Here is a 25,265-nt window from a genome sequence, read left to right as displayed (position 1 = left end):
GGGCCTCACCCCCGCGCCGTGAGGCGGGCGTCCAGCCTGCCGAGCACCGTGCGGCCCGCCCGGCCCACACCGACCGGGACCAGGGCCGCCCGACCCGGCACGCGGACCCCACCGGTGAAGGCGACCACGGTGTGGCCGGGGGTGGTCTCGGACGGGGCGGCCGCGATGCCGATCAGGACGAAGCGGCTCTGCAGCCAGAGCCAGCCGGGACGGCGCACCCCGCGGAAGCGGGCGTCCATTCCGAATCGGCTGCGGGCCACTGCCTCGACCCGGTCGCCCTCGGCGCGGGTCAGCTTGAGGCGCCGCATGTCCGGTATGAGGAGAGCGAGTTCCCCGTCGATGTCGGCGAGCAGCGGCTCCACGGCCGCGCAGGGTGCGGGGATCTCCCGGGTGGTGACCCGGGCGCCGCGCACCCCGGCCGCGAGTGCGCGCAGCCGTCGCACGGGGTCCAGTGGCGCGGCCGCGGGCCACGAGGGGAGGGGGGTGTCGGTCATGACGTCCATGCCTTCCGGAAGGAGTCCCGGGCCCGGTGCAGGCGGGACTTGACGGTGCCCACCCGCAGGTCGAGCAGGGCGGCGGCGGTCTGTTCGTCCAGGCCCTCGACGTCGCGCAGGACCAGTACGGCCCGGTGCTCGGGGGAGAGCCGGGCGAGGACGTCACCGATGTCGGTGCCGAGTTGCGGATCCCCGCGCTGGGGCAGCGCGGTGAGGTCGACGGGCATGGACCTGGCGGTGCGCCGGGCGACTCTGACCGCCTCCCGGCAGGCGATGGACCGCACCCATCCGTACAGGGCTGCCGGTTCCCTGAGAGTGCGCAGGCCACGGAAGACGGCGACGAGGGTCTCCTGGACGGCGTCCGGTCCGTCGGCCAGCGCGATGGGGGTGCAGATGCGGGCCGCGTACGGGGCGAGGACGTCCAGCAGCTCGTTCATCGCGAGGGTGTCCCCGCGCTGGGCGGCCACCACCAGGCGCGTGGCGCGGGCGTGGTCATCGGGCACGGGCGGGGATGTCCTCCCTGGCCGTCACCCGGAGTGCGGCGGCCGCGAGCAGCAGGCAAAGGGGGGTGTACAGAGACCAGTTGAGCAGATGGAACGAGGCTCCGGCCCTGGCGTCCAGCCCCGTGCGCAGCCCCAGCGCCCACCCGAGCCCGGCCGCCCCGCGCAGTGCGGTGCCGCAGGCGACCGCGAGGGTCCCGGCCTGGAGCAGCCGGCCCAGCCGGTGGGCGCGGCCCAGTCGGGCGCGAGCGGTCACCAGGGCCGCACCGCCGAACAGGACGGCGGCCAGCGGGAGGACGACCGGCGGTGTGAACGGGGCGTCGATGCCGAGCACGGCGTACGAGAGGGAGGTGGCGTCCCCGGCGGGCCAGGTACTGCCCGTGGACCAGAGGACGTGCAGGAGTCCGTCGGCGGTGAGGACGCCTGCGACGGCGGTGGCCGCGGCGCGGCGGGTCGGCAACAGGTGTTCGGGTATCACGGGGGCTCCTCCGCGGGGCTGTGGACAGCGGTGACGTGGTGTGTCACCCCACAGAGGAAGGGGAACGCGGATTCGTTCCCGTGACCTTCGGGATCCGGAGCGCGGGCGAGTATCTCGCTATCAAGTATCTTGACATCGAGAATAATGCCCGGCAGGCTTCCCCCGGTCTGCAAGTCTCTTGATGTCGAGATAACCGGGGGTGGGCGGTGCGCCGCACGGCGGGAAGCGGAAGTTCGGGGAAGGGGCGGCGCGGCGGCGGTCAGGGGCTGTTGGCTCAGTTGCGGAATCCGCCCGGCGGCCGGGATTCCCGGATCATGCTGCTCGCCCTGGCCGTCGACCGCACCGGGTCCGGCCTGTGGGCCGCCTCGTCGGTCCTCTACCTCACCTTCGTCACGCACCTGAGCCCCCAGCAGATCGGGGTGCTGCTGGGGGCGGCCGGGGTGGCGGGCATTGCCGGTTCACCCCTGGCGGGACGGCTCGCCGGACGCTTCCCGGTCCGCCCGCTGCTGATCGGCTGCCACCTGCTCCGGCTGGTGACTCTCCTCCTGGTACTGACGTGCACCGGATTCGCGGCCCTGCTCCCCGTCATCGCGGCCACCTATCTCGGCGACCGGGCGGCGAAGACGCTGGAGATGCTGTTCGCCACCCGCGCGGCGGGCGAACGACGGGCGGCCTACCAGGCGTTGTCCCGCAGCGCGGCCAACGCCGGCTACGGCGTCGGTGCGGGGCTGGCGGCCGTCGGCCTGGCCGTGGGCACCACGGACGCCTACCGGGCCATGATCCTCGCCAACGCGCTGTCCTTCGTCGTCGCCGCGCTCCTGGTCCGGCGCACCGGGGAGCCGCGCGACACGGTGACGGCCGAGGTGGCGCGGGCGATGGGTCCGGCCCCCTCGGCCTCCGACGCAGGCCCCCGCGAGCCCGACCGGCCGAAGGGCCCGTGGCGGGACCGCGGCTACCTCCGCTTCGTCCTCCTCGACATCCCGATGAACCTCGACGACTCGGTCCTCGGGGTCGGCCTCCCCCTGTGGCTGGCGAGCAGCACCTCCGCACCCCATGCCCTCGTCCCGGCCGTCCTGGTCATCAACACCGTGCTGGTCGTGACGCTGCAACTGACGGTGTCCAGGCGGGCGGAGGGGCCGCACCGCGCGCTGCGCACGGTGCTGCTGTACGGGGTCCTGATGTTCGCGTGCTGCGCCCTGCTGGCCGCCGCCGCCCGGTGCGGGACCTGGACGGCGGCGGCGGTCCTGCTCGCGGCGGCGGTGCTGGTCACCCTGGCGGAGCTGATGCGGTCGGTGAGTTCGTGGGAGCTGGCCGTCCTGCTCGCACCGCCCGACGCACGCGCCGCGTATCTGGGTGTGGCCGGCATGTCCCAGTCCATCCAGAAGTCCGCCGGGCCGCCGCTGCTGACCGGGGTGGTGATGGCGGCCGGACCGGCGGGCTGGCTGGTGCTCGGGACGGTGGTCGCGGGGCTGGCCCTCGTACAACAACGCTTCTGCGCCCAGCGGTTGCGCGCCCTCGCAGCCACCTCCCTGAGCCATCCGGCCACGCCCGTCCGGCAGGCTCTCTAGCCCCCGTCGCTGTCCGGGCGAAGCGCCAGGTCCTGGTAGTGCTTGGTCATGTGGGTGCGGGGTCCGGCACCCTCATGACCAAGCACTACCGGCCCTCCAGGAACACCGGATTGGTGAGTGCCGCAAGCGCTCCGGGCAGCCCGGGCACGGAGGCCGGATGGCGGACCTCGGCGCGTACATAGGCGGCGTAGGCAGGCGTCGTCCCCCACTGCACCGTCCCCGTGCCCGACTCCGGGAGCGTGGCCGTGAACAGGGTGCCCTGGTCGGTGACGAAGTGCGCGGTGCAGCCGGGTGCGCCGGTGACCTCCAGCCGTACGGTGACGGGGGTGTCGTCCCCCTGGACCCGCAGCCGCTCACCGATCCCGGCATGGTGCCCGCGTCCGCCCGAGGTGCCGAAGGACAGGGTGACGGCCGACGACTCGGCGATGTAGGACCGCCCGGCCCGGATCCCGGCCACGACGGCCTCGCGAGAGAGCTCGTCGGCGAGCACGACGGTCTGCGGGAGACCGACCTTGTCCGGCTCCCGATGGGCATCACTGTTGCCCATCGCCGGAATCCACGGCCGGGAGGAACGGACTGCCGCCACCAGCGAGTTGTCCCACTCGGCGAGGGCGATCTCGTCCTCCGGCGTGTACGCCCCGTTCCACACCTCCACCGCGTCCGCCTCGCCGAAGCCGAACTTCCAGTGGCAGCCGATGCAGGTGGCGTGCGGGTGGGCGGGCACGACGAGACCGCCGGCCCGGCGCACGGCCCTGGCGTAGTGCCCGAACCGGTTGTCCCGGGCCCGGTAGCGCCAGTCCACCCAGGTCCCCGGATCCGTGCCGAGCGCGACCACGTGCCCGTTGCGGGTGGTGACCTCCTCGCCCGTCAGGACGAGCAGGTCGTCGCCCCACAGCCCGGCCCAGGCGCCGTGTGCGGAGCTCGTGTTGTGCTCGCTGCTGTTGATGAAGTCGAGTCCGGCCGCGCGCGCGGCGGCGGCGATCTCGGCCGGGGTCCGCTTGCCGTCCGAGTGGACGGAGTGCAGATGGCAGTCCCCGCGGTACCAGGCCCGCCCGCGCCCCTTCGCACGCTCCGGCGGGTAGACGGGCTCCGGCGTGGACCCGGCAGGGCCCAGGCGCAGCGTGATCGTCACCTCGTACGGCAGCCCGTCGGGCGCGACGGTGTACGGGCCGAGGGCGATGTGCCAGGTCCCGGCGCGTACCGGCCCCGCGAGGTAGCCGGGGGTCGCCTCGTCCGCCCGGATGAAGAAGCTGCCGCGCGCCCCGCCGGACCACCCCCGGAACCCCGGCCCGCCCAGCCCCGTGCCGCGCTCGTCGAAGATGCCGATGTCGAGCGCGTTGCCCTGCGTGCCGGCCGGTACGGGCAGCTTCTCGTACGTGTACGAGACCGCGATCTCGGCGACTCCTGGCGGCACGTCGACGGGCAGGTAGACGTAGTCGGGCGACCCGGTGGGCAGGACGCCGCGCACGGTACGGGTCCTGGTTGCGTCTTCCGGGGCGTCTGCGGCGTCGGCGAAGCTCACGGTGCCCAACGTCAGGGCGGTGGCGGCCGTGCCGACGAGCAGGCCGCGCCTGGCGATCGGGCGGTGCGCGGGATGCGGTGCGGGCATGTGAGGTCTCCCGGGGCGTCATGGACCTGGACGGGTTCGTCCGTCCCCCGACACCGTGCCGGGAACCCGTGAACGCCGCGTGAACGCCGGTGATCCGACGGGACGGGAGCCGGGAAGCCGGGTGAATCCGCATCCCACGCCACCGGCCGGGCGGCGTGGGATGCGGACTTCAGGAGTTGCGCCGTGAGCGCGAGACGAGCACGAACGCGATGATGCCGACCACGACCACGGCCAGCACGATCCCCAGGATCAGGCCGCCCCCGAACCCGCCCGAGCCGTGCTTCCGCCGCTTCTTCTTGCTCTTGCTCTTGCTTTTGCTCGTGTACGGGTGCGCGGCCTCGCGCACCCCGGTGTGGACGGCCGCCGCCGCACTCACGTGCCCCGTGCCCTGGACCGAGGACGCGGTACGGGACACGGCGGCCACGGAAGCGGGCGTGACGGCCGACGCGGCGGCGGGTGCGCCGCCGACGAGTACGCCCGTCAGGAACAGTGCGGTGAGAACGGTGCGGGTGCGCGTACGGACCATGAGGATCGACCTCCCCCGAAGTCGCCGAAGGCTCGGCTTTGCGCACCGTACGGCATACGTTTGAGCCGCCACCAGACAACGACGGAGGTGTCCTCGTATGCGGATCGCCACAACGATCTTCCTCACCGACGAAACGATCACACCGGTGCGGCTCGCGCACCAGCTTGAGCAGCGGGGATTCGCCGGGCTCTATCTTCCGGAGCACACGCACATCCCGGTGAGCAGGGAAACTCTTTACCCGGGGGGCGGCGACCTGCCGCCCGAGTACGGCCGCACCCTGGACCCCTTCGTCGCCCTCGCCCAGGCCGCGGCGGTGACCGAACGGCTGGCGCTCGGCACCGGCATCACCCTGATCGCCCAGCACGACCCGATCGATCTGGCCAAACAGATCGCCACCCTCGACCACCTCTCCGGCGGCCGTTTCACGCTGGGCCTCGGCTTCGGCTGGAACGTGGAGGAGGCGGCGGACCACGGCGTGCACTGGTCGACGCGCCGGGAGCTCGGCCGGGACCGGATGGCGCTGATGCGGGCCCTGTGGTCCGAGGAACCCACGGCGTACGAGGGGGAGTTCGGCTCGGTGCGGGCGAGCCACGCCCACCCGAAGCCGTTCCAGCAGCCCCGTGGCCCGGTCATCGGCCCGCGCACCCTGATCGGCGGCGCGGCGGGTCCGAAGCTCTTCGCGCACATCGCGGAGTACGCGGACGGCTGGATGCCGATCGGTGGCCGGGGCCTGACGGAGTCCGTCCCCGGGCTCCGTACGGTCTGGGAGTCGGCGGGCCGCGACCCGAAGGACCTCCAGGTGATCCCGTACGCGGTCCTGCCGAGTCCGGGCAAACTGGCCCACTACGCGGACCTGGGCATCGAGGAGGTCGTCCTCCAACTGCCGCCCGCCGCCGAACCGGAGGTCCTGCGGGCGCTGGACGCGTACGCGGAGTACCTCTAGGGCGCGATGCGGAAGTGCTGGTTACAGCTACTCGAACGGGGCCTGTGACCAGCACGGTCGCTTCCCGGGCGGCAAGTGGCCGGTCAGTGCACCAGTCGATCACGCCCGTCAGGTCCTCCTCGCCGCTGCCCTCGGCCAGGCGGCGGCGCATCAGCTCGAAGTAGGGGCTGAAGCGTTCCGGGCTGACCCCCTGCTGCTCGGCGGTGCTCGGGAAGGCCGGCGTGCCGGCCACCTGCATGGCGAGGCTGGAGACGACACCCTTGGTGTAGGCCGGCCCGGGACAGCGGAGCCCCCCTCCCCCGGTCACGGCACCGGCCCGGACCGTTCCCGTCCGGCCGTGGCGACCAGCCGGTCCATCGTCGCGAGGGGCAGGGCGGGATTCGCGGCGGCCCGATGGGCGAGCTCGGGGTCGTCGAGGAGCGCCGCGATGCGGTCCTGCGGCAGCCGGGGGTGGCGTGCCGCGTCCGCGCGGACCTGCGGGTCGGGGTCGCGGGTGAGGCGGTCGGCGGTGTCCGCCGGCATCCCGGCGTCGAGGAGGGCCAGCCGCCGCACCGCCGGATCGTCGTCGTCGGCGAACCGGGCGAGTCCGGTGCGGGGGAAGTTGCCGTGACCGGTCAGATGCCACCGGTCACGGCCGGTGTACTCCAGGAAGCAGCGGAGCAGCAGCGCGGCCGGGGCGTCCGGATGGTTCTGGCCGAGCAGCACCCGTACGCCGAGGTCGGTGTCGTCGGCCAGGCGCGCCACCAGGCCGGCGGGCAGGGTGGGCACGCATGCGGCCCGCCGCCGCAACAGCGGGTGCGCGGACAGCGCGAGGTCGCGGGTCTGCTCAGGGCCGGGCAGTGCTTCCGGGTCGTACACCGGCAGGTGGCCGTACCACTCCTCCTGCGGGACCTCGTAGTCGATCGCGGCACGCTCCGCCTCGCTCCACGCCGGGTGTACGGAGACGGCCAGGCGCACCGCGGGATCGGGGTCCACGGCGAGTGCGCGGCGCTCGGCCGGCCCCAGGTCGGACCGCTCGGCGACCCGGGCCCGCACCTCGGCGTCGGGGTGTGCGGCCAGCAGCGCCACGGTCTTCGCCGGCGTACTGGCGTTGGCGGCGATCAACCAGGGGCTCTCGTCCCACGCCTCCGCGATGACATCGGGGGCCAAGGCCCCGTACATCAGCAGATGGGTGCGCGCATGGCAGTGGTGTGCCGGCAGGTCCTCCCGCACCGCGTCCGGGTCGCGGAGCTGTTCGTACCGGCGCCGGGAGTCGGCGGCCGCATCCCGGACGCCTTGATCCGGATCGGTCAGGAGCGCGTCCCGTACGCCGGGCGCCAGCGAGGCCCAGGAGTGGGCCCCCATCCTGCGCACCGCCGGTGAGGGGTGGGTGGCCATCGCACGCCGCAGACCCGGTGAGATCTGACGCCCGAGCCCTCCCCGCCATTCGTCCTCGTACGTCTCGATGATCCGCACGACGGTCCGGTCCGGCAGCGGCCGGGGCCGGCACACGTCGGCGGCCCGCGGCTCGGAGGCCAGATGCGCCCGTACGAACCACTCCGGATCGTCCACCAGCCGGGCGCGCTGCTCCGGATCGACGTACGGGTTCCGGGCGAAGAAGCTGCGCGTGTCGCGGTCCGGGTGGGCCACCGCCGCGTCGACGACGGGGCCGGGCAGGACCCGGTCCCGGCACAGCACCATCCGTACGGCGTCCGACCCGTCCGCGAGGAGCCGCAGCAGGACGTCGACGGGCGCGGCCGGATTGAGCGCCAGACCGGCCAGGCGGCGTTCGGCCGGACCGGCGGCTGCCCATATCTGCTCTGGAGTCACAGCGGATGATCCCACGCGCTGCCCCGCGTGCACGGCCCGTCGTCGGGCCGGGGTTGCGCTTTCCGCTGCGTCAACTCCTACGGTCGTGTGTGGGGCCGGAGGGACCGGCCCGGTGCGGGGAGGCGCGGCCATGGCCTGGTCGATCGCGGAGGTGGCGCGGATGTCCAGAGTGACGTCCCGGACGCTGCGGCACTACGACGAGATCGGCCTGCTGCCGCCGGCGGGTGTGGGGAGCAACGGGCACCGCTTCTACGAAGAGGCGGGGCTGCTGCGGTTGCAGCGGATCCTGCTGATGCGGGAGCTGGGTCTGGGGCTGCGTGAGATCCGGCGCGTGCTGGACGAGCGCACCGACCCGGTGAGCGCACTGCGCGAGCACCACAGGCGGTTGCGTGAGGAGCGCGACCGGCTGGACACGCTCGTGCGGACGGTCGAGCGGACCATCGCCGAACTGGAGGAAGGAAAGGACGGCGACGGGATGACGAAGATCAACAGGCCGGAGAACCTGTTCGAGGGCCTTGAGCACACCGCGGAGGAGGATGCCGAGGTGCGTGAGCGGTGGCCGAAGGCGTGGGAGGAGTCCCGCCGGGCCAGGGACACGATGACCGATGCGGACCAGGAGGCGTGGCAGCGTGAGGCCACCGCGCAGATGATCCGTCTCGCGGAGTTCATGGTGGCGGGCACGCCGGCCGACGATCCCGCGGTGCAGGCGGAGACGGAGGCGCACTACCGGGGTGTCTGCCGGTTCTGGACCCCGAACGCGGAGGCGTACAAGGGCCTGGCCCGGACCTACGTGGACGATCCCCGCATGCGGGCGAACTTCGACCGCATCGCCGACGGCCTGGCGGCGTACCAGGCAGAAGCGATGACGGCCTACGCCGACGCCCGCCTGAGCTGAGCGAGCTGAGCTGACGGGCGGGGGAACGGTGCGAGCCGGAGGGCTGCAGACCTCCGGCTGCCGCCTACTTGCCCCGCGCCCCGTCCCACGCCGTGCTCCCGAGGAAGTACGTGTCGTAGAGCTCCTGCACTTCCAGCAGGCTCTCCGGGGTGACCTCGCCCAGCGCGATGCGCTTCAAGTGGCGGAAGTACTCGAAGCGTTCGACGCCCGGCGTGATGACGATGAGGATGTCGGCGTCGCACCCGGGAGCGGCGGCGAAGGCGTGCGGGAGCCCCGGCGGGACGACGACCAGATCGCCGGGCTCCGCGGTGACGACCTCGTCGCCGGAGAGGAACTGGGCGGCGCCGTCCAGCATGTAGAACATCTCGGCGGAGTTGTCGTGGCGGTGCGGACGCGCGCCGTCCGCGCCGCCCGCGAGGGTGACCCGCTGGGTGGACAGGGCCCCGCCGGTCTGGCTGCTGTCGGCCAGCAGACGGATCGTGGCGGGGGCGCCGCCGACCACCTCGGCGTCGGCGGAGCGGACGATCACCGACGAGGAGAAGTCGGGCAGGACGAGGGACATGGGCAACTCCCGTGGGCGAGCAGTGATCCTCTGCGCGATCGGCAGAGCATAGGTCTCCCGAGGATAGGTCGCCCGAGGACAGGTCGAGAGGGGACCGGTCGACAGGTGACAGGTCGACAGGTGGCACGGAACGCGGGCATGGCGGCCTCTGAGACGCCGCGCTGCCGCTTCCGCCGCCCTCGGCGGGCTCAGGCCGGTCCGGTGCGGTACGGATCGCCCTCGCAGTCGTCGCACCTGCCCGGCTCAGGCGCTCTGAACGCCCGGTCGCAGTCGTCGCAGTTCTGCAGGGGCACGGGCCGGTAGGCGGCAGGCAGGCAAGGCCCGGACGGGAGAAGCGCGGTGAGCCGGTGCCGCACCAGCTTCGCCGGGAAGCGCACGGGCCGGGGCAGGTCCTCGGTGAGGGCCTTGCGCACGGCGGCGGGCGAGGCGTCCCGCTCGAACCAGGCGGCGACCCCGGGAGCGAGGAAGTCGATGTCGGCTTCGGTGAGACGGAGTCCGGGATCCTGGCGTTGCAGCCCGACGAGGAGGAGCGCGGCGGCGCGGAGGAACTGGGGCCTGGGTTCGAGCGGCTGGGGGAGCGGTGGGGGCGGCGGCTTCTTCGCGGTGGGAGGGGGCACGCGAGGCGGCGGTGCGGGTGTGGGTGCGGGGTGCGCGGGAGGGGGTGGTGCGGGGGCGGGTGCGGGCGATGGCGCGGGCGGTGGCGCGGGCGCGGGGTGCGCGCGAGGCGGCGGTGCGGGGGCGGGCGGTGGCGCGGGGGCGGGTGGTGGTGCGGGCGCGGGGGGCGGTGCCGGGCGGGGTTGGCTCGGCTTGACCGTGTGCGTCTGGTTGACCGTGTGCGTCTGGGCCTTGCCTCGGGCGGCGGGGTCCGGGTGGTTGTACGACACGGTGCGCGTGTAGACCCGGCCCTCCGGCGAACGCTCCCGCGTGCGCGTCAGGTAGCCGTGCTGCTCCAGCTCCCGCAGCGCACCGGCGATGCGGTGCTCACTGTCGGCGGGGAGGCGGGCGGCCAGGGCCTTGATGCCGATCCGGGCTCCGGGTGGCAGGGACTGGATGTGCAGGGCGAGGCCCCGGGCGGCGAGCGAGAGTTCGCGGTGCTGGCTGAGGTGGTTGCCCACGACGGTGAAGCGTTCGGTGTGGCGGACGTTGACATGTTCCACACCGCATGGCGGGGCGTAGGGGGCCGCGATAACCTGCGAGGCATCCATCAGGAAGTTTTTGCCTTCCTCGTTGGTCAGGCCCCCGCCTCGGGATTGCTGTCCCGGCGGGGGCCGTCAGAAGTCGTGATTGGTGCGGCGAGCATATGCCAGGCAACCCGGTGAAAATCCAGCCCAGTTGGCGAACCTCACCCGTGCGGGTGACGGGGACGCCGGTGGGGTTGGGTGGGTATTCAGTTCTCTCCAAGAGCCTTTAAAAGCCTTTACGTCGTGGGCCACCGCGACGCGGAGAGCCGCGACGTGAGCGACCGGGTCGCGGTTTCCCGCGACCCGGTGACACGCGTTCCGGATCAGCCTGACGGGCGTGGTCGACGAAGCCGGACCGGGCGTCCGGGGTCACGTCGACGGGGGCCCCGGACGGCCGGCCCGGAGTCGTGGACCGTCGTGCTCCGGGGAGGGGGCGAGGAGTTGAGAGCGATGCGGGACGCGCGGTGGTGAGGCGCGTTTGCGGTGCGGCGGGCAGAGTGGGGGCATGTCTACGTACAAGACGATGTCGTACCACCTGGAGACCGAGCGGCTGATCCTGCGGCCGTGGGCCGAGTCGGACGCCGCTGAGCTCAGCGAGCTCGTCGCCGAACGGGGCAAGGACGCGCCCACGGTCGAATACACCCGGACGGTCATCAGGAAGCTGCTCACCGAAACGGCGACCACGGGGTTCGCGCTCCTGCCCGTCCAGCGCCGGGACGAAGGCGACTTCATCGGCTACTGCGGGTTGATCACCGGCCGCTCCACCGTGGAGGAGCCCGAGATCGCGTACGAGCTGTTCCGGCGCGCGCATGGCCGTGGCTACGCCACCGAGGCGGCCGGGGCCGTGCTCGACGCGGCTGTCGCGACGGGGCGCAAACGGCTCTGGTCGACCGTCGCCACGTGGAACACGCCGTCGCTCCGCGTCCTGGAGAAGCTCGGGTTCGAGCGGGATCACGTCTCCACGGAGGACAGCGGCGAAGTGGTCTGGCTCACCCTCGCGTTGCCCTGACGGGGGCGCGCACGCCATCCGCGTGACTCAGCCGGCGGGGGCGCGGGAGGGCGAGTCGGACGTCTGCGCGCCGAGAGCCAGGGCCACGTAGCGCATGTGCGCGGGCGCGCACGCGACCAGGAGGTCGGCCTGCCCGTCGCGGCACTCGGCGAGCTGCCAGGACGGAGGGATGCTCCGTGGATCCGTGCGGGACCGGCGGCGGATCCGGACGATCACGAGGTGCTCGGTCGGCAGGGCCCTGCGCCGGAGCTCCTTCACCTCGGTGGGCGAGACGTGCAGTGTGGTCCGGGACGCGGAGAGGAAGACGGGGACCGGTCGGCAGTAGGGCCGGTCGCCCAGGAGGTAGGCCTCGAAGGTCACTTCGCCACCGTCCGCGAACGCGCGTTCGCGGGCTCGTTCCCGGCGTCGCTTCCCGGGGAGATCCGGGATCAGCTGGTCGAGCGCCAAGGCGATCAGGTCTGCGATCACGTCTGCGTCATCTCTGCGAGGGAGGGGCGAGTGCCGCCGGGGAAAGGTGCGCGGCGAGGGGCCTGGAGGTTCTGGGAGTCGCGGATGTGGATGGTGGCGGGGGAGGCGGCTACCTCCGAAGCCGAACCACCGATCGGACGTTGGAGAACAACTTCTTCGAGCACGTACGTCAGGGTGGGCGAGGGCCGGCCCCGACCGAAGGGGGCGAGGTCAGGGCCGGGTCAGCGCACCGGGTCGGGGGCGGCGCCCTTCGCCTTCATGCAGGCGTCCTCGAAAGCCGTCAGGCTGATCTCACCGTTCTTGTCGAAGGTTTGGTACGTGGCGACCAAGGTCCAGCCGCGCTGCTTGAGGACCGTCCGGCGTGTGTGGATCGCCCTGTCGCCCCGGTCGTTGCGTTCCGTCTCTGTCCGGGTTTCCTGCCAGTCGCGCTTGCGCAGCTCGTTGACCGCCGCCTTGTGGCGAGGGACATCGACCGGCGTGGCCTCGGTTCCGAATCCTTTGAAGCTGACGGCGCACGATCGTGGCGAGTCGGCGGGGGCATCTTCGTACCCGCTGCCCCAGTCAGGTGCGTTCGCAGGAATGCCCGCCTCGGCGGCCGAGGCCGTGACGTCGCTGCGCACGATGTCTTTCGTGAGCGGCCCGGTGCCCTTGGGCCGGGGCGGCGTCGATATCGGGGTGACGGCCCCCTCGGTGCCCGCGTCGCTCGTGCCGCAGCCTGCAGCTCCGAGCGCGATGACCGCTACGGCCACAGCGGCCCACTTCGTCCTGCGCACAGTCGTACCCTCCCGAGCCGCAGGGGCCGTGCGCCCCGCGAGCAGGAGAGGAGTGTGCCACGGGGGAGGGACAGCGTCGGCCCTGACGCCTGGCTGCTCCGCCAACGGGAGAGCCGGGCGCCCACTACTGAATGTGCGGGGATGCCGTGGACGGGGAGCGTGGGGCACCCCGAGCCACTCCACCCGAGGCCGCCTGTTCGGGCCTGCGGTCCCGTACCTCCTGCCCACCACACCTACGTCATACTGATGCGCCGGAGCCACAGGGGGAGGCGCACAGCGCATGGAGTACGGGGCGGACGGCGCGGGCCTTCCGGAACGCATCGGCGGATACGTCGTGGAGCGGGAGCTGGGCGCCGGGGGGATGGGCGTCGTCTATCTGGCGCGCTCCCGCGGCGGGCGTGCGGTGGCCGTGAAGGTGGCGCGCGCGGAGCTCGCGACCGACCCGCACTTCCGTGAGCGGTTCCGGGCCGAGGTCGAGGCCGCACGCAGCGTGGGCGGCTTCCACACGGCGCCGGTGGTCGACGCGGACCCGGCGGCGGCCGCGCCGTGGCTGGCCACGGCGTACGTTCCCGGCCCCACGCTGGCCGCGCTGGTCGCGGCCGAGGGGCCGATGGGCGAGGCGCGGCTGCGGCAGCTGGGCGCGGCGCTCGCCGAGGCGCTCGCGGCGATCCACGGGTGCGGCCTGGTCCACCGTGACCTGAAGCCCGGGAACATCATCATGGCCGCGGACGGGCCCAGGGTCCTGGACTTCGGCATCGCGCGGGCGCTGGAGTCGACCCGTCTGACGGCCACCGGCATGGCGTTCGGGACGCCGGGGTTCCTGGCGCCCGAGCAGGCGCAGGGGCAGGAGGTCAGCGGGGCCGCCGACGTCTTCGCGCTCGGGGCGGTGCTCGTCGCGGCGGCGGGCGGCAGCGCGTTCGGGGCGGGCACACCGATGGGCCTGATGTACCGGTCGGTGCACGAGGCGCCGGATCTGGCGGCGGTGCCGGAGGGGCTGCGGCCGGTCGTGGCGGCGTGCCTGGCCAAGGAGCCCGGCCGACGCCCGACCCCGGAGGGCTTGCTGGACCTGTTCGTGCCGGGCGACGCCGTACCGTACTCGCCGACGCGGGCGGCTCCGCCGCTGCCTGCCTACGCGCCGTCCAACGCCGTCCTGCCGCACCAGGCGCCGACCGTGTCCGCCCCGGCGGGATACGGGGCGCCCGCCGGGGCGAGCGACATCGCGTTCGTGGCCGTCGCCTCGGACAGCTCCCTCCTGATCGACGCCGTCGGGGTCGAACTCGGCACGCCGATGGGCGACTTGCGGTTCACCTGGGCCCAGATCGGCACGGTCGAGTACGCGGCCGAGGGCCCCAAGCACCTCAGGGTCGTCGTCCGGCTCCACGACGGCACCGTGTATCCGTGCCTGCTCGCCGCCCGCAAGCGGGCCCGCCTCCAGGAATGGCTGGAGGACCTGCCGTTGATCCTGGAGTACTACCGGTAGCCGCCGGCCGTCCGGAGGGTGCGACGGCCCTGCGCCGGGCCGTGGCCGGGGGGTCAGGGCGTGCGCTGGGGAGCGGTCAGGACCCAGGCGGCGAAGGCCTCGACGCCGTCCACGACCGCATCGAAGCGCGCGGAGTGGTAGACGTCGAACGAGTGCTGCCCGCCCGGAAGTTCGGCGTAGACGACGGCATGGGCCGAGGCCTTGCGCAGTTCGGCGACGAAGTGCCGGGCGCCCTCGACGGTCCCCAGCGCGTCCTTGGTGCCGTGTGCGATGAGGAACGGCGGCGCACCAGGATGGATGTAGCCCTGGGGCTGCGGCGGGGGCGGCGGCTCGTTGGGCGGGGCGCCGAAGTAGTGGCCGTAGTAGCCGTAGAGACAGATCGCCGCGGTGACCGAGGTGTCGGCCGACTCGAACCCGGGCTGGAACGCCGGGTCGTTCGGTGTGAGCGCGCACAGACCCGCCATGTTGGCGCCGGCGGAGCTGCCCGCCACGAACAGCCTCGACGGATCGGCGCCGTACGCGACGGCGTGTTCGCGGGCCCAGGCGATGACCTTCTTGGCGTCGATCTGATGACCGGGGAAGGAAGTCTCGGGGTACAGCCGGTAGTTGGCGCTGACGCACACCCACCCCTGGCCGGCGAGCCGGTACAGCAGGGGCCGCGCCTCGCGGTTCTTCCGTCCGCTCCGGTAGCCGCCGCCGTGGAAGTGGATCAGGACCGGGGCGTTCTGCGGCGCGTCGCGGCGGCGGTAGACGTCGAGGAGGTTGCGGCGTCCGGCGTCCCCGTACCGGATGTCGGGAATCCGCTCCACGCCCCGCCGTCGCACGAAGGCCGGGAGCAGCAGGATGCGGAGCCAGGGCCGGTGGCGGCGCAGCGGTACGCGCACGCGGTCCCGCCAGCCGGTCCCGAGCCCCTCGTCGAGGGCGCGCCCGACCACCTGGTCCGTGTGCAGTCCCCGCCGGGCGGCGACGGCCAGGCCGAGCGCGGTGACCGCGGCCACCACGACCGTCGCCTTGGCTCCCGCCGAACCCAGGTCGCCCTGGGCGGCCGCCAGGGCCGTGGAGGCGGTCAGCGCGAGGATGCCGAGGAACGGCACCTCGTTGAGGACCATGCCGGACCAGAAGCTCAACCGCGCCAGCGGCTGGGGCCGGCGGGGCGCCACCACGGCGAAGAACGTGCACCAGGCGAGGAACGCCGTCGTCCCCACGTACCCCATCGGCATGGTCATGTCGCTGCCCCCGTCACCTCTGCCTGGATTCCCCCGGCGTGCCGGCGCGGCGTCGCTGACAGCGAGTCGCTCCTCCGGTGCCCCACAGTCTTCCCGCCGGCCGTATGCCGCATCAACGACGGTCCTGATAACGTCTTTTAACTCTGAGATAAAGAATCCGGGGCGCGCGCATGGAGATGCGAGAGATCGAGATCTTCCTGACACTGGCGGAGGAACTGCACTTCAGCCGTACGGCCGAGCGGCTGCGCATCAGCCCGGCCCGCGTCAGCCAATCGATCAAGAAGCAGGAACGGCGCATCGGCGGGGCCCTGTTCTACCGCACCACCCGTACTGTTCGCCTCTCCCCTCTCGGCGAGGAGCTGTACCACGCGCTCAAGGGGGGATACCAGCAGATCATGCGGGGGATCGCTACGGCGCAGGCCGCCGCCGAGGGCGCCTCGGGCACGCTCACCCTCGGCACGCTCGGCCCGTACTCGCTGCAGATCAGGGACACGCTCGATCTCTTCCGGTCCCGCCATCCGGAGGTCCGTCTCCAGCACCGCGAGATCCAGCCCGCCTCCCCGCTGGACCTGCTCACATCGGGCGACCTGGACGTGGCGCACCTGTGGCTTCCGGTCGACGAGCCCGGCCTGTCCGTCAGCCCGACGGCGCACACCTCCGCCGTGCTGCTGATGACCTCCGCCGCTCACCCCTTCGCGTCGCGGGAGTCGATCTGCCTGGAGGATCTCGGCGACTGCACCGTGGTCGAAGGCCGGTCGATCCCCACGGCCATGGAGCACGTCTTCAATCCCCGGCACACCCCCTCCGGCCGTCCCGTTCGCCGTGGCCCGCAGGTCTCCACCTGGCAGGAGACGCTCAGCGTCGTCTCGTCGGGCCAGGCGGCCGCCGGGGTCACGGCCGAGGTGGCCGACTTCTACACCTGGCCGAGCCTGGCCTTCGTCCCGATCCGGGACGCAACGCCCTGCCGGTGGGCCTTCGTATGGCGTAGCGCCGACGAGGGACCACTCGTGCGTGCCTTCGTCGGAGCGTCCGTCGATGCGGATCGCCCGGTGGCGTAGGACGTGTGCGTCGCGTCGCCGCACCGTCGGCGCCGCTCCCCGGACGTCGGTCAGCGGGTGGCGAGCCGTTCCAGCAGGGCGGCGCTCCGTGCCAGCAACTCCCGCTCCTCGTCGCTGAGTTCGGCGTCGATGGCCTGGGCGAGCCAGCCCGCCCTGCGGCCGCGCTCCGCCTGGAGTGCGGCCCGGCCCGCGTCCGAGAGTTCGACCAGTGATTTGCGGCCGTCCGTGGGGTGCGCGCGGCGCGTGACCAGGTTCTGTTCCATGAGCAGCCCCACCGCCCTGGCCATCGACTGCGGGCGCACGCGCTGATCGGCGGCGAGGTCGCTGGTGGTCATGGCGCCGTCGCGGTCGAGTGCCCCGAGTACGGCGACCTGGCCCAGCGGGATGCGGTCCTCGTGCTTGACACGTCGGGTGAGCTTGCCCATCGCGGTACGCAGTTCGGCGGCGATGGCGGCGGCTTCCGGGGTGGGCATAGGGCACTTTACCCCGCTGGTCAGCTGCGCAGCCGATCTGTGCAGCGAGGCTGCACAGCAGAGCTGTACAGCAAAACTGATCAGCATTGCTGTAGGGTTTGCCTCGTCGGGCTCAGCGCCAGCGCTGTCGCAGCCGGGGCCACGGCACACGACGACGAGAAGGAACTCCCATGTCCGCACAGGCAGCCGGGACCCTCCACACCACCATCGAGACCGTCACCGCCCGCCGGATCATCGACAGCCGGGGCAACCCCACCGTCGAGGTCGATGTCGTCCTGGGGGACGGGTCCCTGGGGCGCGCGGCCGTCCCCTCCGGCGCTTCCACCGGGGCCCGGGAGGCCGTGGAACTACGCGACGGGGACGCCGCGCGCTGGCACGGCAAGGGCGTCGACCGCGCGGTGGCGCACGTCAACGGGGAGATCGCGGCCTCCGTACGCGGCCGGGACACGGTCGACCAGGCGGGCCTGGACGCCGCACTGGTCGCCCTCGACGGCACCGCCACGAAGTCCCGGCTCGGCGCCAACGCGATCCTCGGCGTCTCCCTCGCCGCCGCCAAGGCCGCCGCGGCGGCTCACCGCGAGCCGCTCTACCGCTACCTCGGCGGCGCGGACGCCCACCTCCTGCCGCTGCCGATGATGAACATCGTCAACGGCGGCGCCCACGCGGACAATCCGCTGGACTTCCAGGAGTTCATGATCGCGCCCGTCGGCGCGGACACCTTCGCCGAAGCCGTCCGTATGGGCAGCGAGGTCTTCCACACCCTGCGCCGCGATCTGCTGACCGCCGGGCACTCCACGGGCGTCGGCGACGAAGGCGGCTTCGCACCCGCGCTGCGCACCGCCGAGGAGGCGCTCGACTTCGTGATGGCCGCCATCGAGCGCACCGGCTACCGCCCCGGCGCGGACATCGGCCTGGTCATGGACCCGGCGACGTCGGAGTTCTTCCGCGACGGGGTGTACGACTACGCGGGCGAGGGGGTCCGGCGCACCCCCTCCGAGCACGCCGACTACCTGATCAAGCTCATCGACGCCTACCCCGTCGTCTCCATCGAGGACCCGATGGCGGAGGACGACCTGGACGGCTGGCGTGAGCTGACCGCCCGCGTCGGCGACCGCTGCCAGCTCACCGGCGACGACGTGTTCTGCACCAACGAGACGCTGCTGCGCGAGGGCATCCTCACCGGCGTCGGCAATTCGGTCCTGGTCAAGGTGAACCAGATCGGGACCCTGACCGAGGCGCTGACCGCGGTGACCACGGCCCACCGGGCGGGCTGGACGGCCGTCATGTCGCACCGCTCGGGCGAGACGGAGGACACCACCATCGCCGACCTGGCGGTCGCGACCGGCTGCGGCCAGATCAAGACCGGCTCGCTCTCCCGCTCCGACCGCACGGCCAAGTACAACCAGCTGATCCGGATCGAGGAGGAACTGGGCGACTCGGCCCGCTACGCAGGCCGCTCCGCGATCCGCCAGGCGTGAACGACCGGCGGAAGCAGGACCGCGCGGGCCCGCCGATCGGGGGCGGGGGCCCGCGCGGCGGTCCGTTCCGCGCGGCGCCCGCCGCGACCGCGGTGCGCAGTGGTGTGGGCGCGGTCCGGGGCCGGGGCGCCGCGCGTGCGGCTGCCGGGCGCCTCCCTCACCTTCGACAGCGCACCGCCGCGCGGCTCTGCCCGGACCCGCGCCCGCCCGGTCCGGCTGACCGGCCCGCCCGGCTGACCGGCCCGTCCGGGCTCAGCGGGTTCACGGCAGTGGTCCGTCGAGGATGCGTTCGACGAGGTCGGCCACCGCTCCCTCGGAGCAGGGCGCGACCACGATGTCCGCCGCCTTCAGGACCTGGGGGTGGCCGTCGCCGACCGCCGCGCCGAGGCCCGCCAGGCGCACCATGCCGGTGTCGTTGGGGTTGTCGCCGATCGCCGCTATCCGGGCGATGTCCATGCCGTAGCGGCCGGCCAGGACGCGCAGCGCGGCCTCCTTGCCCGCGCCGGGCGGCAGCACCTCCAGGTAGGTGTCCTCGGACCGGACGAGCAGGGCGTCCGGGCAGTGGACGGTCACGAGTTCGGCCGGCCGGTCCGGGGCCTGGCCGTCGGAGATCAGCATCACCTTGGTGGGCGGCCGGTCCAGCGGCGGATCGCCGAGCAGGACGATGCGGTCGCGGCGGGCGTAGTCGGCCAGGACGGGTGCGTCGCGCAGGACGTGGGCGTCGCCGCCGCTGAAGCCGACCGCGCCCACGCCCTCGGGGAGGGCGGGCAGGACCAGGTCCCGCAGCGGGGGCCAGACCGCACCCAGGTCCAGGTCCAGCAGGCGTTCGCCGGTCAGGGGGTCGGTGATGCGGGCCCCGTTGTAGAGGATCATCGGCGTGTCCAGGCCGAGTTCCCGGTGGTACGGGGTGGCCGACTCCTCGTTGCGGCCGGTGGCGATGAAGACCGTGCCGCCGCGTGCCCGGTAGCGGCTAAGCGCCTCGACGCTGCGGGGGACGAGGCCGAGGTCCCGGTCGACGAGGGTGCCGTCCAGGTCGGTGACGATCCAGGCGTGGCGGGGCCCGGCGCCACGGCGGGCCCCGGCCTCCCCGGGGGCGGTCACCGGTCCGTCCCGGCGGCCCGGGCGGTGTACCAGGCGGTGAACTCGCGCAGGGCGGTGGGCTCCAGGTCGCGGGTGTGGGCCAGGTAGCACGGCTGGTCCCAGCCCGGGGCGCCGCCGAACGGCACGTAGGTTCCGCCCGCCTGTCCGACGAGCAACTGGGCGGCGCAGACGTCCCACGCGTTGACGGTCGTGCCCAGGGCCGCGTCGCACCATCCCGCGGCCACATGGGCGAGGGTGAGTGCGGCGCTGCCGGTGCGGCGGACGGTGCCGTAACGGGAGACGAGGCCGGCGAACCGTACCGGGGACTCGGGGTCGCCGGCGGCGAGCTCCCTGCTGTTGGGGAATCCGGTGATCAGCAGGGCGCGGCCCTCCTGCGTCGTGCCGGCCGATACGAGCGGCCGCTCGCCCAGCCAGGCGCCGGTGAGGTCGGCCGAGAAGACGTGGCCCGCGATCGGGTCCACCACGGCGGCGGCCACCGGGCGGCCGTCGAGGACGGCGCCGATCGCGGTGCAGAAGAACGCCAGTCCGTGAGCGAAGTTCGCGGTGCCGTCGATCGGGTCGACGTACCAGGAGATCCGTCCGCCTCCGTCCCGGCGGCCGCCCTCCTCCCCGATGACCGTGCTGTCGGGCACCTTGCCCAGCAGGGCGTGCCGGATGCGTTCCTCGGCCCGCCGGTCGTGCTCGGTGACGGGGTCGTGCTCGTCGCGTTTGAACTCCACGTCCATCCGGCCGCGGAACGCCGTCCGCAGGTCGGGTGAGACCGCGAGCGCGGCCTCCACCGCCACGGTGCGCAGGTGGGCGGAGAGTTCCTCGGTCTCGTTCATGCGTGTGCCCCTCGGTCGGCCATGTGGTCGCTCTCGTTCATGCGGGTTCGCCCCGGGCGGGACGGTGTCCGCTCCCGGGGCCGGGTGCTCCGCCGGCCGGGTACGCGGTCTGCGCCGCCGGTCATGCGGGTGCGCTCCGGCCGGCCCCGGTCAGGGCGGTACGGAGCAGCTCCAGCAGTCCGTCGCCGTCATGGACGACCGCGTCGGGCTGCGGACGGGCGGTGGGGTCGAGGCGGTCCTCGGGGCGCATCAGCACCGTGCGTCCGACCCCCGCCCGCCGCCCGCACACCACGTCGCGGTCGTAGTTGTCGCCCACGTACCAGCAGTCCGCCGGGTCCGTGCTCAGGGCCTGGGCGGCCAGCAGGAGCAGGTGCGGGCCCGGTTTGCGCAGTCCGGTCTCGTCCGAGTAGGCCTGCACGCCGAGGTAGGGCGCGATGCCGCCGGCCTGTGCCGCCTCCCGGTTGAGCGCGCCGACCAGGGTGTTGCTGACCACGCCGGTACGGACGTCGTGCTCCCGGCACAGCCGCAGCACCTCGGCCATGGCGGGGTCCGGTGTCTTGTCGCTCTCGGCCAGCACCAGGGCGCGGCAGAGCCCGGTCGCCTCGGCCGTCACGGCCGCGCGGGCCGGCCCGGGCCAGTCGGCGGCGATGAACTCGGCCCACAGCTCGCGGTGGGTGACCTCGCGGGGAGCTGCGGAGCGGGCGTTGCCGTTCTTCCAGTCGCCGTAGGCGGCCCGGCCGGCCCGGATGTCGTGGAGCACCCGTTCCCGGGTCAGGCCGGTCAGGCCGCCGGCGAGGGCGAGCACGCGGTCGGCGAACGCGGGCAGCCGCTCGGGGTGCTTGACCGACCGGACGAGGACGCCGCCGTGGTCCAGGAGCAGGGCGCGCGGCGGGCCGCCCCGCCCCCCGGCCCTACGCCGCACCGTCGGCTCCCGTGCCCGGCCGCGCGCACGCGGCGACCAGCAGGTCGCGGAGCGCGTACGGGTCGGCGACCACGGCGTCGGGCCGGACCCTGACCACGTACGGGCGCTCGTAGGTGCCGCGCGCCTCCATCAGGACGCTCGCGCCGACGCCGGCCCGGCGCCCGCACAGCACGTCGCGGTCGAAGTTGTCACCGACGTACCAGGTGCGGGAGGCCGGGACGTCGAGGGCGCGGGCCGCGAGGTGGATCATCTCCGGGTTGGGCTTACGGACGCCCGCCTCGTCGCTGTAGACCTGGAGGGCGAACCGCTTGTCCAGGCCGGTGTTCCGCAGGTAGTCGCGGTGCACGGAGCCGCTCAGGGCGTTGGAGACGACGGCGACCGGCAGCCCGTACCGGTCGGCGGCGTCCAGCAGTCCGTCGATGCCGGGCCGGGTCTCGCGGTCCTGGCGCAGCTCGCCCTGCCGGTGGCACAGCGTCAGGGCGTGGGCGGTGACGAAGGCGCGGGCGGCCGGGGGCCAGTCGGCGGCGACGAACTCCGTCCAGTAGCGGTGGGCGGTCATCTCGACGGGCGCGGCCGGCCGGGACATGGCGTTCTTCCAGTGCGAGTCGGCGGCGGCCGCGGCCTTGAGGTCGCAGACGATGTCGTCGTGCGTCAGGTCGTGGCAGCCCGCGGCCACGAGGTCGTGGTGCAGTTCGGCCGCCAGTTCCCCCGTCCAGGAGGGGCGGTTGGTGGTGGCGACGACGACTCCACCGAAGTCGAGCAGCAGGGCTGCGGGGCGGATCAGCTGGTCCACGGTGCGGTGTTCTCCTTGCTGGGCCGGGTGGCGGCGAAGTCCGGAAGCCGGGCCTGGGCGCCGTCGAACAGGTGCAGGTCGGTCAGGTCCACCGAGCAGCGGACGGTCTCGCCGGGGACCGCGCTCACCGGCAGGAAGGACACCAGGTACAGCTCGGTGTCCGCCGCGTCCAGCGACACCGTGGTGCTGGACCCGGTCGGCAGCACGGTGGTGACGGTGGCCTCGAACCCCAGCACCCCGTCCGGCGACGGGCCGGCGGCCGAGGCGCGGGCGGACATCCGGATCGACTCCGGCCGGATGCCCACCGTGCGCAACGCGCCGTTCAGCTCGCCGCGTTCGGCCACGACCCGGTCGTGGACGGCCCCGCGGTACGGGCCGTCGTCATCGGTCCCGACGTCGAAGAGGTTCATCGGGGGGCTGCCGACGAACTGGGCCACGAAGGTGTTGGCCGGGTGGTGGTAGACCTCCAGCGGCGGGGCGAGCTGCTGCACCTCGCCCTTGTTCATCACGACCACGTGGGTGGCCATCGTCATGGCCTCCAGCTGGTCGTGGGTGACGAAGACGATGGTGTGGCCGGTCTCGTCGTGGAGCCGCTTGAGCTCGGCCCGCATCTCCAGGCGGAGCTGGGCGTCGAGGTTGGACAACGGCTCGTCCAGCAGCAGCACTTCGGGGTCGGTGACCAGGGCCCGGGCCAGGGAGACGCGCTGCTGCTGGCCACCGGAGAGCTGGGCGGGGTAGCGGTCGGCGGCCCAGTCGATCTGCATCATCTTCAGGGCCTTCATGGTGCGTTCGGCCCGCTCGGCGGCCCGCACCTTGCGCACCCGCAGACCGAACTCGACGTTCCTGGCCACCGTCAGGTGCGGCCACAGGGCGTAGTTCTGGAAGACCAGCCCCATGTCGCGCTCCTCGGGGGGCACGAACACGCCGCTCTCCACGCTGTCGCGGACCCGCCCGCCGACCTCGATGGAGCCCGCGTCGAGGTGCTCCAGGCCGGCGATCATGCGGAGCGTCGTGGTCTTTCCGCAGCCGGAGGGGCCGAGCAGGCAGGTGAAGGACCCGTCGGGTATCTCCAGGTCGAGATTGTCGATGGCGGGGGGATGGGAGCCGTAGCTCTTCCGCACCGCGGTGAGCGCAATGGTGGGCATGGCGTCAGCCTCCGAGTCCCGAGGACAGGTTGGTCCTGGTCAGGCGTTGGGTCAGGTACGTGGCGAGGAAGGAGATCAGCGAGATGACGAGCACCACCGCGTTGGCCATCTGGTCGTAGGCGTAGTCCACGAGGTTGATGGAGAGCGTGGTGAGCAGCTGGGTGCCCGTGGTGGTCAGCATGATCACGATGCTGAGTTCCTTGAGCCCGGAGATGAAGGGGAGCACCACCCCGGTCACCAGCGCCCCGCGCTGGATGGGGATGACCACCTTGCGCATGCGGGTGAACCAGCCGGCGCCCGTCACCTGGGCGGCCTCCTCCGGTTCGGGGCCGAGCTGCATCATGGCGCTGATGCCCGACCGTGAGGAGTACGGGAGGTGGGTCACCGCGAGCACGATGACGAGCAGGGTGATCGAGCCGTACAGGGCCGGGACGGGCCCTCGTCGGACGGCGAACAGGGTCAGGAACGCGGCGGCGAAGGCGATGCCGGGGACCATGTAGGGCAGGAAGCTGATCTGTCTCAGCGCGGTGCCCATCCTGCCGGCGCCCGAGCGCACCACGACGTAACCGATGAGCAGTCCGACGGCCCCGCAGATCAGCGAGGCCAGCCCGACGATGCGCAGGCTGTTCCACGCGGCGTCCCACAGCTGGGTGCCGCGCAGCACCCCGTGCGGGAAGCCGGGGGCGCCGGCGATGTGTTCGCCGATCCAGTACTTGAGCGTGAAGTTGTCGAGGCTGAACACGCCGGGGGTCTTGCTGATCGTGGACAGCGCCAGGGTGGCGACGGGGACCACGACACCCACGGCGAGGATGCCCAGCGCGACGGCCGTCGCCGCCGGCCGCCAGCGGCCGAGGGGGCTGATCCGGTCCATCGCGCCCTTGCCGCCGACGGTCACGAACCGGCGCTGTTCGCGCACCAGCCGGGTGTCGATGATGATCACGACGATGCCGATCGCCACGATGACGCCGGCGAGCACGGCGGTCACGCCCTGCTGGTGGTCGTGGACGGCGCGGAACAGCGAGGTGGACAGCAACTCGTAGTTGACCGGCAGCCCGAGAATGTACGGCGTGCCGAAGGTGCCCAGGATGCGGCCGAAGACCAGCAGCACGGACGAGGACAGGGAGGGCAGCATCAGCGGCAGCGTGATCCGCCCCAGCACGGTGCGGCGCCTCGCCCCGAGGACGCGTGCGGAGTCCTCCAGCTGGCTGTCGATGCGCCGCAGCGCGTTGCCGAGCAGCAGGAGGACGAAGGGGTAGTAGTGCAGCCCGAGACAGATGATGATCGGTACGGCGCCGTAGGCGAGCCAGTCGGGGGTGTGGACGCCCCAGGCCTCCAGCAGGCCGATCTGGCCGCCCGAGCTGTCGTTCTTGAACAGCGCCAGCCAGGCCAGTGCGAACGTCCAGGACGGCAGCATGTAGGGGACGACCAGGGCGGTGGACAGCCACTTGCGGCCCGGTATGTCGGTACGGGTGAGCAGCCAGGCGGCGGTGCCGCCGAGGAGCACCGCGAGCAGGGTGACGCCGAGGGCGACGACCACGGTGTGCCGCAGCGGCTCCCAGAAGAGGATGTCGCTGACCGGGGAGCGGAAGACGCGCCACAGGTAGTACCCGGTGAGCGCTCCGACCGACTGCCCCGACTTCCCGTCGTCACCGGCCTGGACCCGTGCGGCGTCGGAGAGCACCGCGACCAGCGGCGCCACCACGAGGTAGGCGAGCAGCAGGACGAGCACGCCCCCGACCAGGTAGGTCGGTTCGTGGCGCAGCACGTTCAGGCGGTAGCGCAGTCGGTTCAGCCGCCCTGTTCCGCGTTTCCCGGCCGGTCCGCCTCCCCGGGCGGGGGCGCGGTCGGAACGGGGCGGATCGGCTGCTCGGGCGGAGTCGGGATCGGCCACGGCCATGGGCGTTCTCCAGTAAGGGTGCGGGGTCCGGCCGGCCCGTCGGGGGAGGCCGG

The 25,265-nt window shown here is 73.0% G+C and carries 25 protein-coding genes and 1 pseudogene; 7 read left to right on the top strand and 19 right to left on the bottom strand.

Annotated features, from left to right (window positions below; translation table 11 throughout):
• Positions 1–5: 5 nt before the first annotated feature.
• The 3 genes from ABZ454_RS06610 to ABZ454_RS06600 are packed head-to-tail and all read right to left on the bottom strand — an operon-like array spanning position 6 to position 1,472.
• Positions 6–494, bottom strand: a complete 489-nt coding sequence (locus ABZ454_RS06610) for a hypothetical protein (protein ID WP_359536357.1) — start codon at positions 492–494, stop codon at positions 6–8.
• A complete protein-coding gene (locus ABZ454_RS06605) occupies positions 491–931 on the bottom strand; it encodes a sigma factor-like helix-turn-helix DNA-binding protein (protein ID WP_359536444.1) in 441 nt (146 codons plus the stop codon). Before ABZ454_RS06605 ends, ABZ454_RS06610 begins: the two co-directional genes overlap by 4 nt.
• A 55-nt stretch (positions 932–986) precedes the next feature.
• Positions 987–1,472: a DUF3995 domain-containing protein gene (locus ABZ454_RS06600; RefSeq protein ID WP_359536356.1), complete on the bottom strand. Its 486-nt coding sequence runs from the start codon at positions 1,470–1,472 to the stop codon at positions 987–989.
• 314 nt (positions 1,473–1,786) lie between these two features.
• Here ABZ454_RS06600 and ABZ454_RS06595 point away from each other — a divergent pair, with 314 nt between their 5' ends.
• Positions 1,787–3,040, top strand: coding sequence for an MFS transporter (locus tag ABZ454_RS06595; protein ID WP_359536355.1), 1,254 nt, complete (start codon positions 1,787–1,789; stop codon positions 3,038–3,040).
• An 85-nt stretch (positions 3,041–3,125) separates the two neighbouring features.
• Here ABZ454_RS06595 and ABZ454_RS06590 read toward each other — a convergent pair whose 3' ends face one another.
• Together ABZ454_RS06590 and ABZ454_RS06585 are read right to left on the bottom strand one after the other, a co-directional pair.
• Positions 3,126–4,649: a CehA/McbA family metallohydrolase gene (locus tag ABZ454_RS06590; RefSeq protein WP_359536354.1), complete on the bottom strand. Its 1,524-nt coding sequence runs from the start codon at positions 4,647–4,649 to the stop codon at positions 3,126–3,128.
• 169 nt (positions 4,650–4,818) lie between these two features.
• Complete coding sequence (locus tag ABZ454_RS06585) at positions 4,819–5,175, bottom strand: hypothetical protein (protein WP_359536353.1); 357 nt, start codon at positions 5,173–5,175, stop codon at positions 4,819–4,821.
• A gap of 97 nt (positions 5,176–5,272) precedes the next feature.
• Between ABZ454_RS06585 and ABZ454_RS06580 the strand changes: the two genes are divergently transcribed.
• A complete protein-coding gene (locus ABZ454_RS06580; RefSeq protein ID WP_359536352.1) occupies positions 5,273–6,118 on the top strand; it encodes an LLM class F420-dependent oxidoreductase in 846 nt (281 codons plus the stop codon).
• Between the two features lie 94 nt (positions 6,119–6,212).
• Here the strand turns inward: ABZ454_RS06580 and ABZ454_RS06575 are convergent.
• Both ABZ454_RS06575 and ABZ454_RS06570 read right to left on the bottom strand, forming a co-directional pair.
• Positions 6,213–6,386, bottom strand: a pseudogene (locus ABZ454_RS06575) (NAD(P)-dependent oxidoreductase); the annotation flags it as partial.
• Positions 6,387–6,421: 35 nt separating this feature from the next.
• Entirely contained in the window at positions 6,422–7,927 is a 1,506-nt protein-coding gene (locus ABZ454_RS06570) for a hypothetical protein (RefSeq protein WP_359536351.1), read from the bottom strand.
• Positions 7,928–8,057: 130 nt separating this feature from the next.
• Here ABZ454_RS06570 and ABZ454_RS06565 point away from each other — a divergent pair, with 130 nt between their 5' ends.
• Complete coding sequence (locus tag ABZ454_RS06565; RefSeq protein ID WP_359536350.1) at positions 8,058–8,822, top strand: MerR family transcriptional regulator; 765 nt, start codon at positions 8,058–8,060, stop codon at positions 8,820–8,822.
• A 64-nt stretch (positions 8,823–8,886) separates the two neighbouring features.
• On the opposite strand, the gene ABZ454_RS06560 is transcribed toward ABZ454_RS06565, so the two are convergent.
• Together ABZ454_RS06560 and ABZ454_RS06555 are read right to left on the bottom strand one after the other, a co-directional pair.
• Positions 8,887–9,384 (bottom strand): cupin domain-containing protein, encoded by a 498-nt coding sequence (locus tag ABZ454_RS06560; protein ID WP_359536349.1) that lies wholly within the window; start codon positions 9,382–9,384, stop codon positions 8,887–8,889.
• Between the two features lie 188 nt (positions 9,385–9,572).
• Positions 9,573–10,541 carry a hypothetical protein gene (locus ABZ454_RS06555; RefSeq protein ID WP_359536348.1) on the bottom strand — a complete coding sequence of 323 codons (969 nt, stop codon included), beginning with the start codon at positions 10,539–10,541 and terminating at the stop codon, positions 9,573–9,575.
• A gap of 529 nt (positions 10,542–11,070) precedes the next feature.
• Between ABZ454_RS06555 and ABZ454_RS06550 the strand changes: the two genes are divergently transcribed.
• Positions 11,071–11,574, top strand: coding sequence for a GNAT family N-acetyltransferase (locus tag ABZ454_RS06550; protein ID WP_359536347.1), 504 nt, complete (start codon positions 11,071–11,073; stop codon positions 11,572–11,574).
• A gap of 27 nt (positions 11,575–11,601) precedes the next feature.
• On the opposite strand, the gene ABZ454_RS06545 is transcribed toward ABZ454_RS06550, so the two are convergent.
• Positions 11,602–12,042 (bottom strand): hypothetical protein, encoded by a 441-nt coding sequence (locus tag ABZ454_RS06545; protein WP_359536346.1) that lies wholly within the window; start codon positions 12,040–12,042, stop codon positions 11,602–11,604.
• 221 nt (positions 12,043–12,263) lie between these two features.
• Positions 12,264–12,815 carry a hypothetical protein gene (locus ABZ454_RS06540; protein WP_359536345.1) on the bottom strand — a complete coding sequence of 184 codons (552 nt, stop codon included), beginning with the start codon at positions 12,813–12,815 and terminating at the stop codon, positions 12,264–12,266.
• A gap of 280 nt (positions 12,816–13,095) precedes the next feature.
• Here ABZ454_RS06540 and ABZ454_RS06535 point away from each other — a divergent pair, with 280 nt between their 5' ends.
• Complete coding sequence (locus ABZ454_RS06535) at positions 13,096–14,295, top strand: serine/threonine-protein kinase (RefSeq protein ID WP_359536344.1); 1,200 nt, start codon at positions 13,096–13,098, stop codon at positions 14,293–14,295.
• A gap of 53 nt (positions 14,296–14,348) precedes the next feature.
• Here the strand turns inward: ABZ454_RS06535 and ABZ454_RS06530 are convergent, their stop codons facing one another.
• A complete protein-coding gene (locus ABZ454_RS06530) occupies positions 14,349–15,521 on the bottom strand; it encodes an alpha/beta hydrolase (RefSeq protein WP_359536343.1) in 1,173 nt (390 codons plus the stop codon).
• Between the two features lie 170 nt (positions 15,522–15,691).
• Here ABZ454_RS06530 and ABZ454_RS06525 point away from each other — a divergent pair, with 170 nt between their 5' ends.
• Positions 15,692–16,579: a LysR family transcriptional regulator gene (locus tag ABZ454_RS06525; protein ID WP_359536342.1), complete on the top strand. Its 888-nt coding sequence runs from the start codon at positions 15,692–15,694 to the stop codon at positions 16,577–16,579.
• A 50-nt stretch (positions 16,580–16,629) separates the two neighbouring features.
• Here ABZ454_RS06525 and ABZ454_RS06520 read toward each other — a convergent pair whose 3' ends face one another.
• The gene (locus ABZ454_RS06520; RefSeq protein ID WP_356313397.1) at positions 16,630–17,052 is read right to left on the bottom strand and encodes a MarR family transcriptional regulator; all 423 of its coding nucleotides are present in this window, start codon (positions 17,050–17,052) and stop codon (positions 16,630–16,632) included.
• A gap of 170 nt (positions 17,053–17,222) precedes the next feature.
• Between ABZ454_RS06520 and eno the strand changes: the two genes are divergently transcribed.
• Positions 17,223–18,530, top strand: coding sequence for a phosphopyruvate hydratase (gene eno, locus ABZ454_RS06515; RefSeq protein ID WP_359536341.1), 1,308 nt, complete (start codon positions 17,223–17,225; stop codon positions 18,528–18,530).
• Positions 18,531–18,791: 261 nt separating this feature from the next.
• Here the strand turns inward: eno and ABZ454_RS06510 are convergent, their stop codons facing one another.
• The 6 genes from ABZ454_RS06510 to ABZ454_RS06485 form a co-directional block, all read right to left on the bottom strand.
• Entirely contained in the window at positions 18,792–19,631 is an 840-nt protein-coding gene (locus ABZ454_RS06510) for an HAD hydrolase family protein (protein ID WP_359536340.1), read from the bottom strand.
• Positions 19,628–20,455 (bottom strand): inositol monophosphatase family protein, encoded by an 828-nt coding sequence (locus ABZ454_RS06505; protein ID WP_359536339.1) that lies wholly within the window; start codon positions 20,453–20,455, stop codon positions 19,628–19,630. The genes ABZ454_RS06510 and ABZ454_RS06505 overlap by 4 nt, the downstream gene beginning before the upstream one ends.
• Before the next feature lie 121 nt (positions 20,456–20,576).
• On the bottom strand, positions 20,577–21,377 hold the full coding sequence (locus ABZ454_RS06500; RefSeq protein ID WP_356313383.1) for an HAD family hydrolase: 801 nt from the start codon (positions 21,375–21,377) through the stop codon (positions 20,577–20,579).
• Positions 21,367–22,170, bottom strand: coding sequence for an HAD family hydrolase (locus tag ABZ454_RS06495; RefSeq protein WP_359536338.1), 804 nt, complete (start codon positions 22,168–22,170; stop codon positions 21,367–21,369). Before ABZ454_RS06495 ends, ABZ454_RS06500 begins: the two co-directional genes overlap by 11 nt.
• Positions 22,158–23,315: an ABC transporter ATP-binding protein gene (locus tag ABZ454_RS06490; protein WP_359536337.1), complete on the bottom strand. Its 1,158-nt coding sequence runs from the start codon at positions 23,313–23,315 to the stop codon at positions 22,158–22,160. The genes ABZ454_RS06495 and ABZ454_RS06490 overlap by 13 nt, the downstream gene beginning before the upstream one ends.
• Before the next feature lie 4 nt (positions 23,316–23,319).
• Entirely contained in the window at positions 23,320–25,212 is a 1,893-nt protein-coding gene (locus ABZ454_RS06485; RefSeq protein WP_359536336.1) for an iron ABC transporter permease, read from the bottom strand.
• Positions 25,213–25,265 lie beyond the last annotated feature (53 nt).

The organism is Streptomyces sp. NPDC005803, assembly GCF_040630435.1.
Taxonomy (GTDB): Bacteria; Actinomycetota; Actinomycetes; order Streptomycetales; family Streptomycetaceae; genus Streptomyces.
Note: the sequence above shows the minus strand (reverse complement) of the source record. Positions and strands in the feature narration are given on the sequence as shown.

Bases quoted from the DNA above. Each gene is read 5' to 3' on its own strand.
- ABZ454_RS06610 (WP_359536357.1), bottom strand. From the start codon at position 494: ATGACCGACACCCCCCTCCCCTCGTGGCCCGCGGCCGCGCCACTGGAC.
- ABZ454_RS06605 (WP_359536444.1), bottom strand. From the start codon at position 931: ATGAACGAGCTGCTGGACGTCCTCGCCCCGTACGCGGCCCGCATCTGC.
- ABZ454_RS06595 (WP_359536355.1), top strand. From the start codon at position 1,787: ATGCTGCTCGCCCTGGCCGTCGACCGCACCGGGTCCGGCCTGTGGGCC.
- ABZ454_RS06590 (WP_359536354.1), bottom strand. From the start codon at position 4,649: ATGCCCGCACCGCATCCCGCGCACCGCCCGATCGCCAGGCGCGGCCTG.
- ABZ454_RS06585 (WP_359536353.1), bottom strand. From the start codon at position 5,175: ATGGTCCGTACGCGCACCCGCACCGTTCTCACCGCACTGTTCCTGACG.
- ABZ454_RS06580 (WP_359536352.1), top strand. From the start codon at position 5,273: ATGCGGATCGCCACAACGATCTTCCTCACCGACGAAACGATCACACCG.
- ABZ454_RS06565 (WP_359536350.1), top strand. From the start codon at position 8,058: ATGGCCTGGTCGATCGCGGAGGTGGCGCGGATGTCCAGAGTGACGTCC.
- ABZ454_RS06560 (WP_359536349.1), bottom strand. From the start codon at position 9,384: ATGTCCCTCGTCCTGCCCGACTTCTCCTCGTCGGTGATCGTCCGCTCC.
- ABZ454_RS06550 (WP_359536347.1), top strand. From the start codon at position 11,071: ATGTCTACGTACAAGACGATGTCGTACCACCTGGAGACCGAGCGGCTG.
- ABZ454_RS06535 (WP_359536344.1), top strand. From the start codon at position 13,096: ATGGAGTACGGGGCGGACGGCGCGGGCCTTCCGGAACGCATCGGCGGA.
- ABZ454_RS06530 (WP_359536343.1), bottom strand. From the start codon at position 15,521: ATGACCATGCCGATGGGGTACGTGGGGACGACGGCGTTCCTCGCCTGG.
- ABZ454_RS06525 (WP_359536342.1), top strand. From the start codon at position 15,692: ATGGAGATGCGAGAGATCGAGATCTTCCTGACACTGGCGGAGGAACTG.
- ABZ454_RS06520 (WP_356313397.1), bottom strand. From the start codon at position 17,052: ATGCCCACCCCGGAAGCCGCCGCCATCGCCGCCGAACTGCGTACCGCG.
- eno (WP_359536341.1), top strand. From the start codon at position 17,223: ATGTCCGCACAGGCAGCCGGGACCCTCCACACCACCATCGAGACCGTC.
- ABZ454_RS06505 (WP_359536339.1), bottom strand. From the start codon at position 20,455: ATGAACGAGACCGAGGAACTCTCCGCCCACCTGCGCACCGTGGCGGTG.
- ABZ454_RS06490 (WP_359536337.1), bottom strand. From the start codon at position 23,315: ATGCCCACCATTGCGCTCACCGCGGTGCGGAAGAGCTACGGCTCCCAT.
- ABZ454_RS06485 (WP_359536336.1), bottom strand. From the start codon at position 25,212: ATGGCCGTGGCCGATCCCGACTCCGCCCGAGCAGCCGATCCGCCCCGT.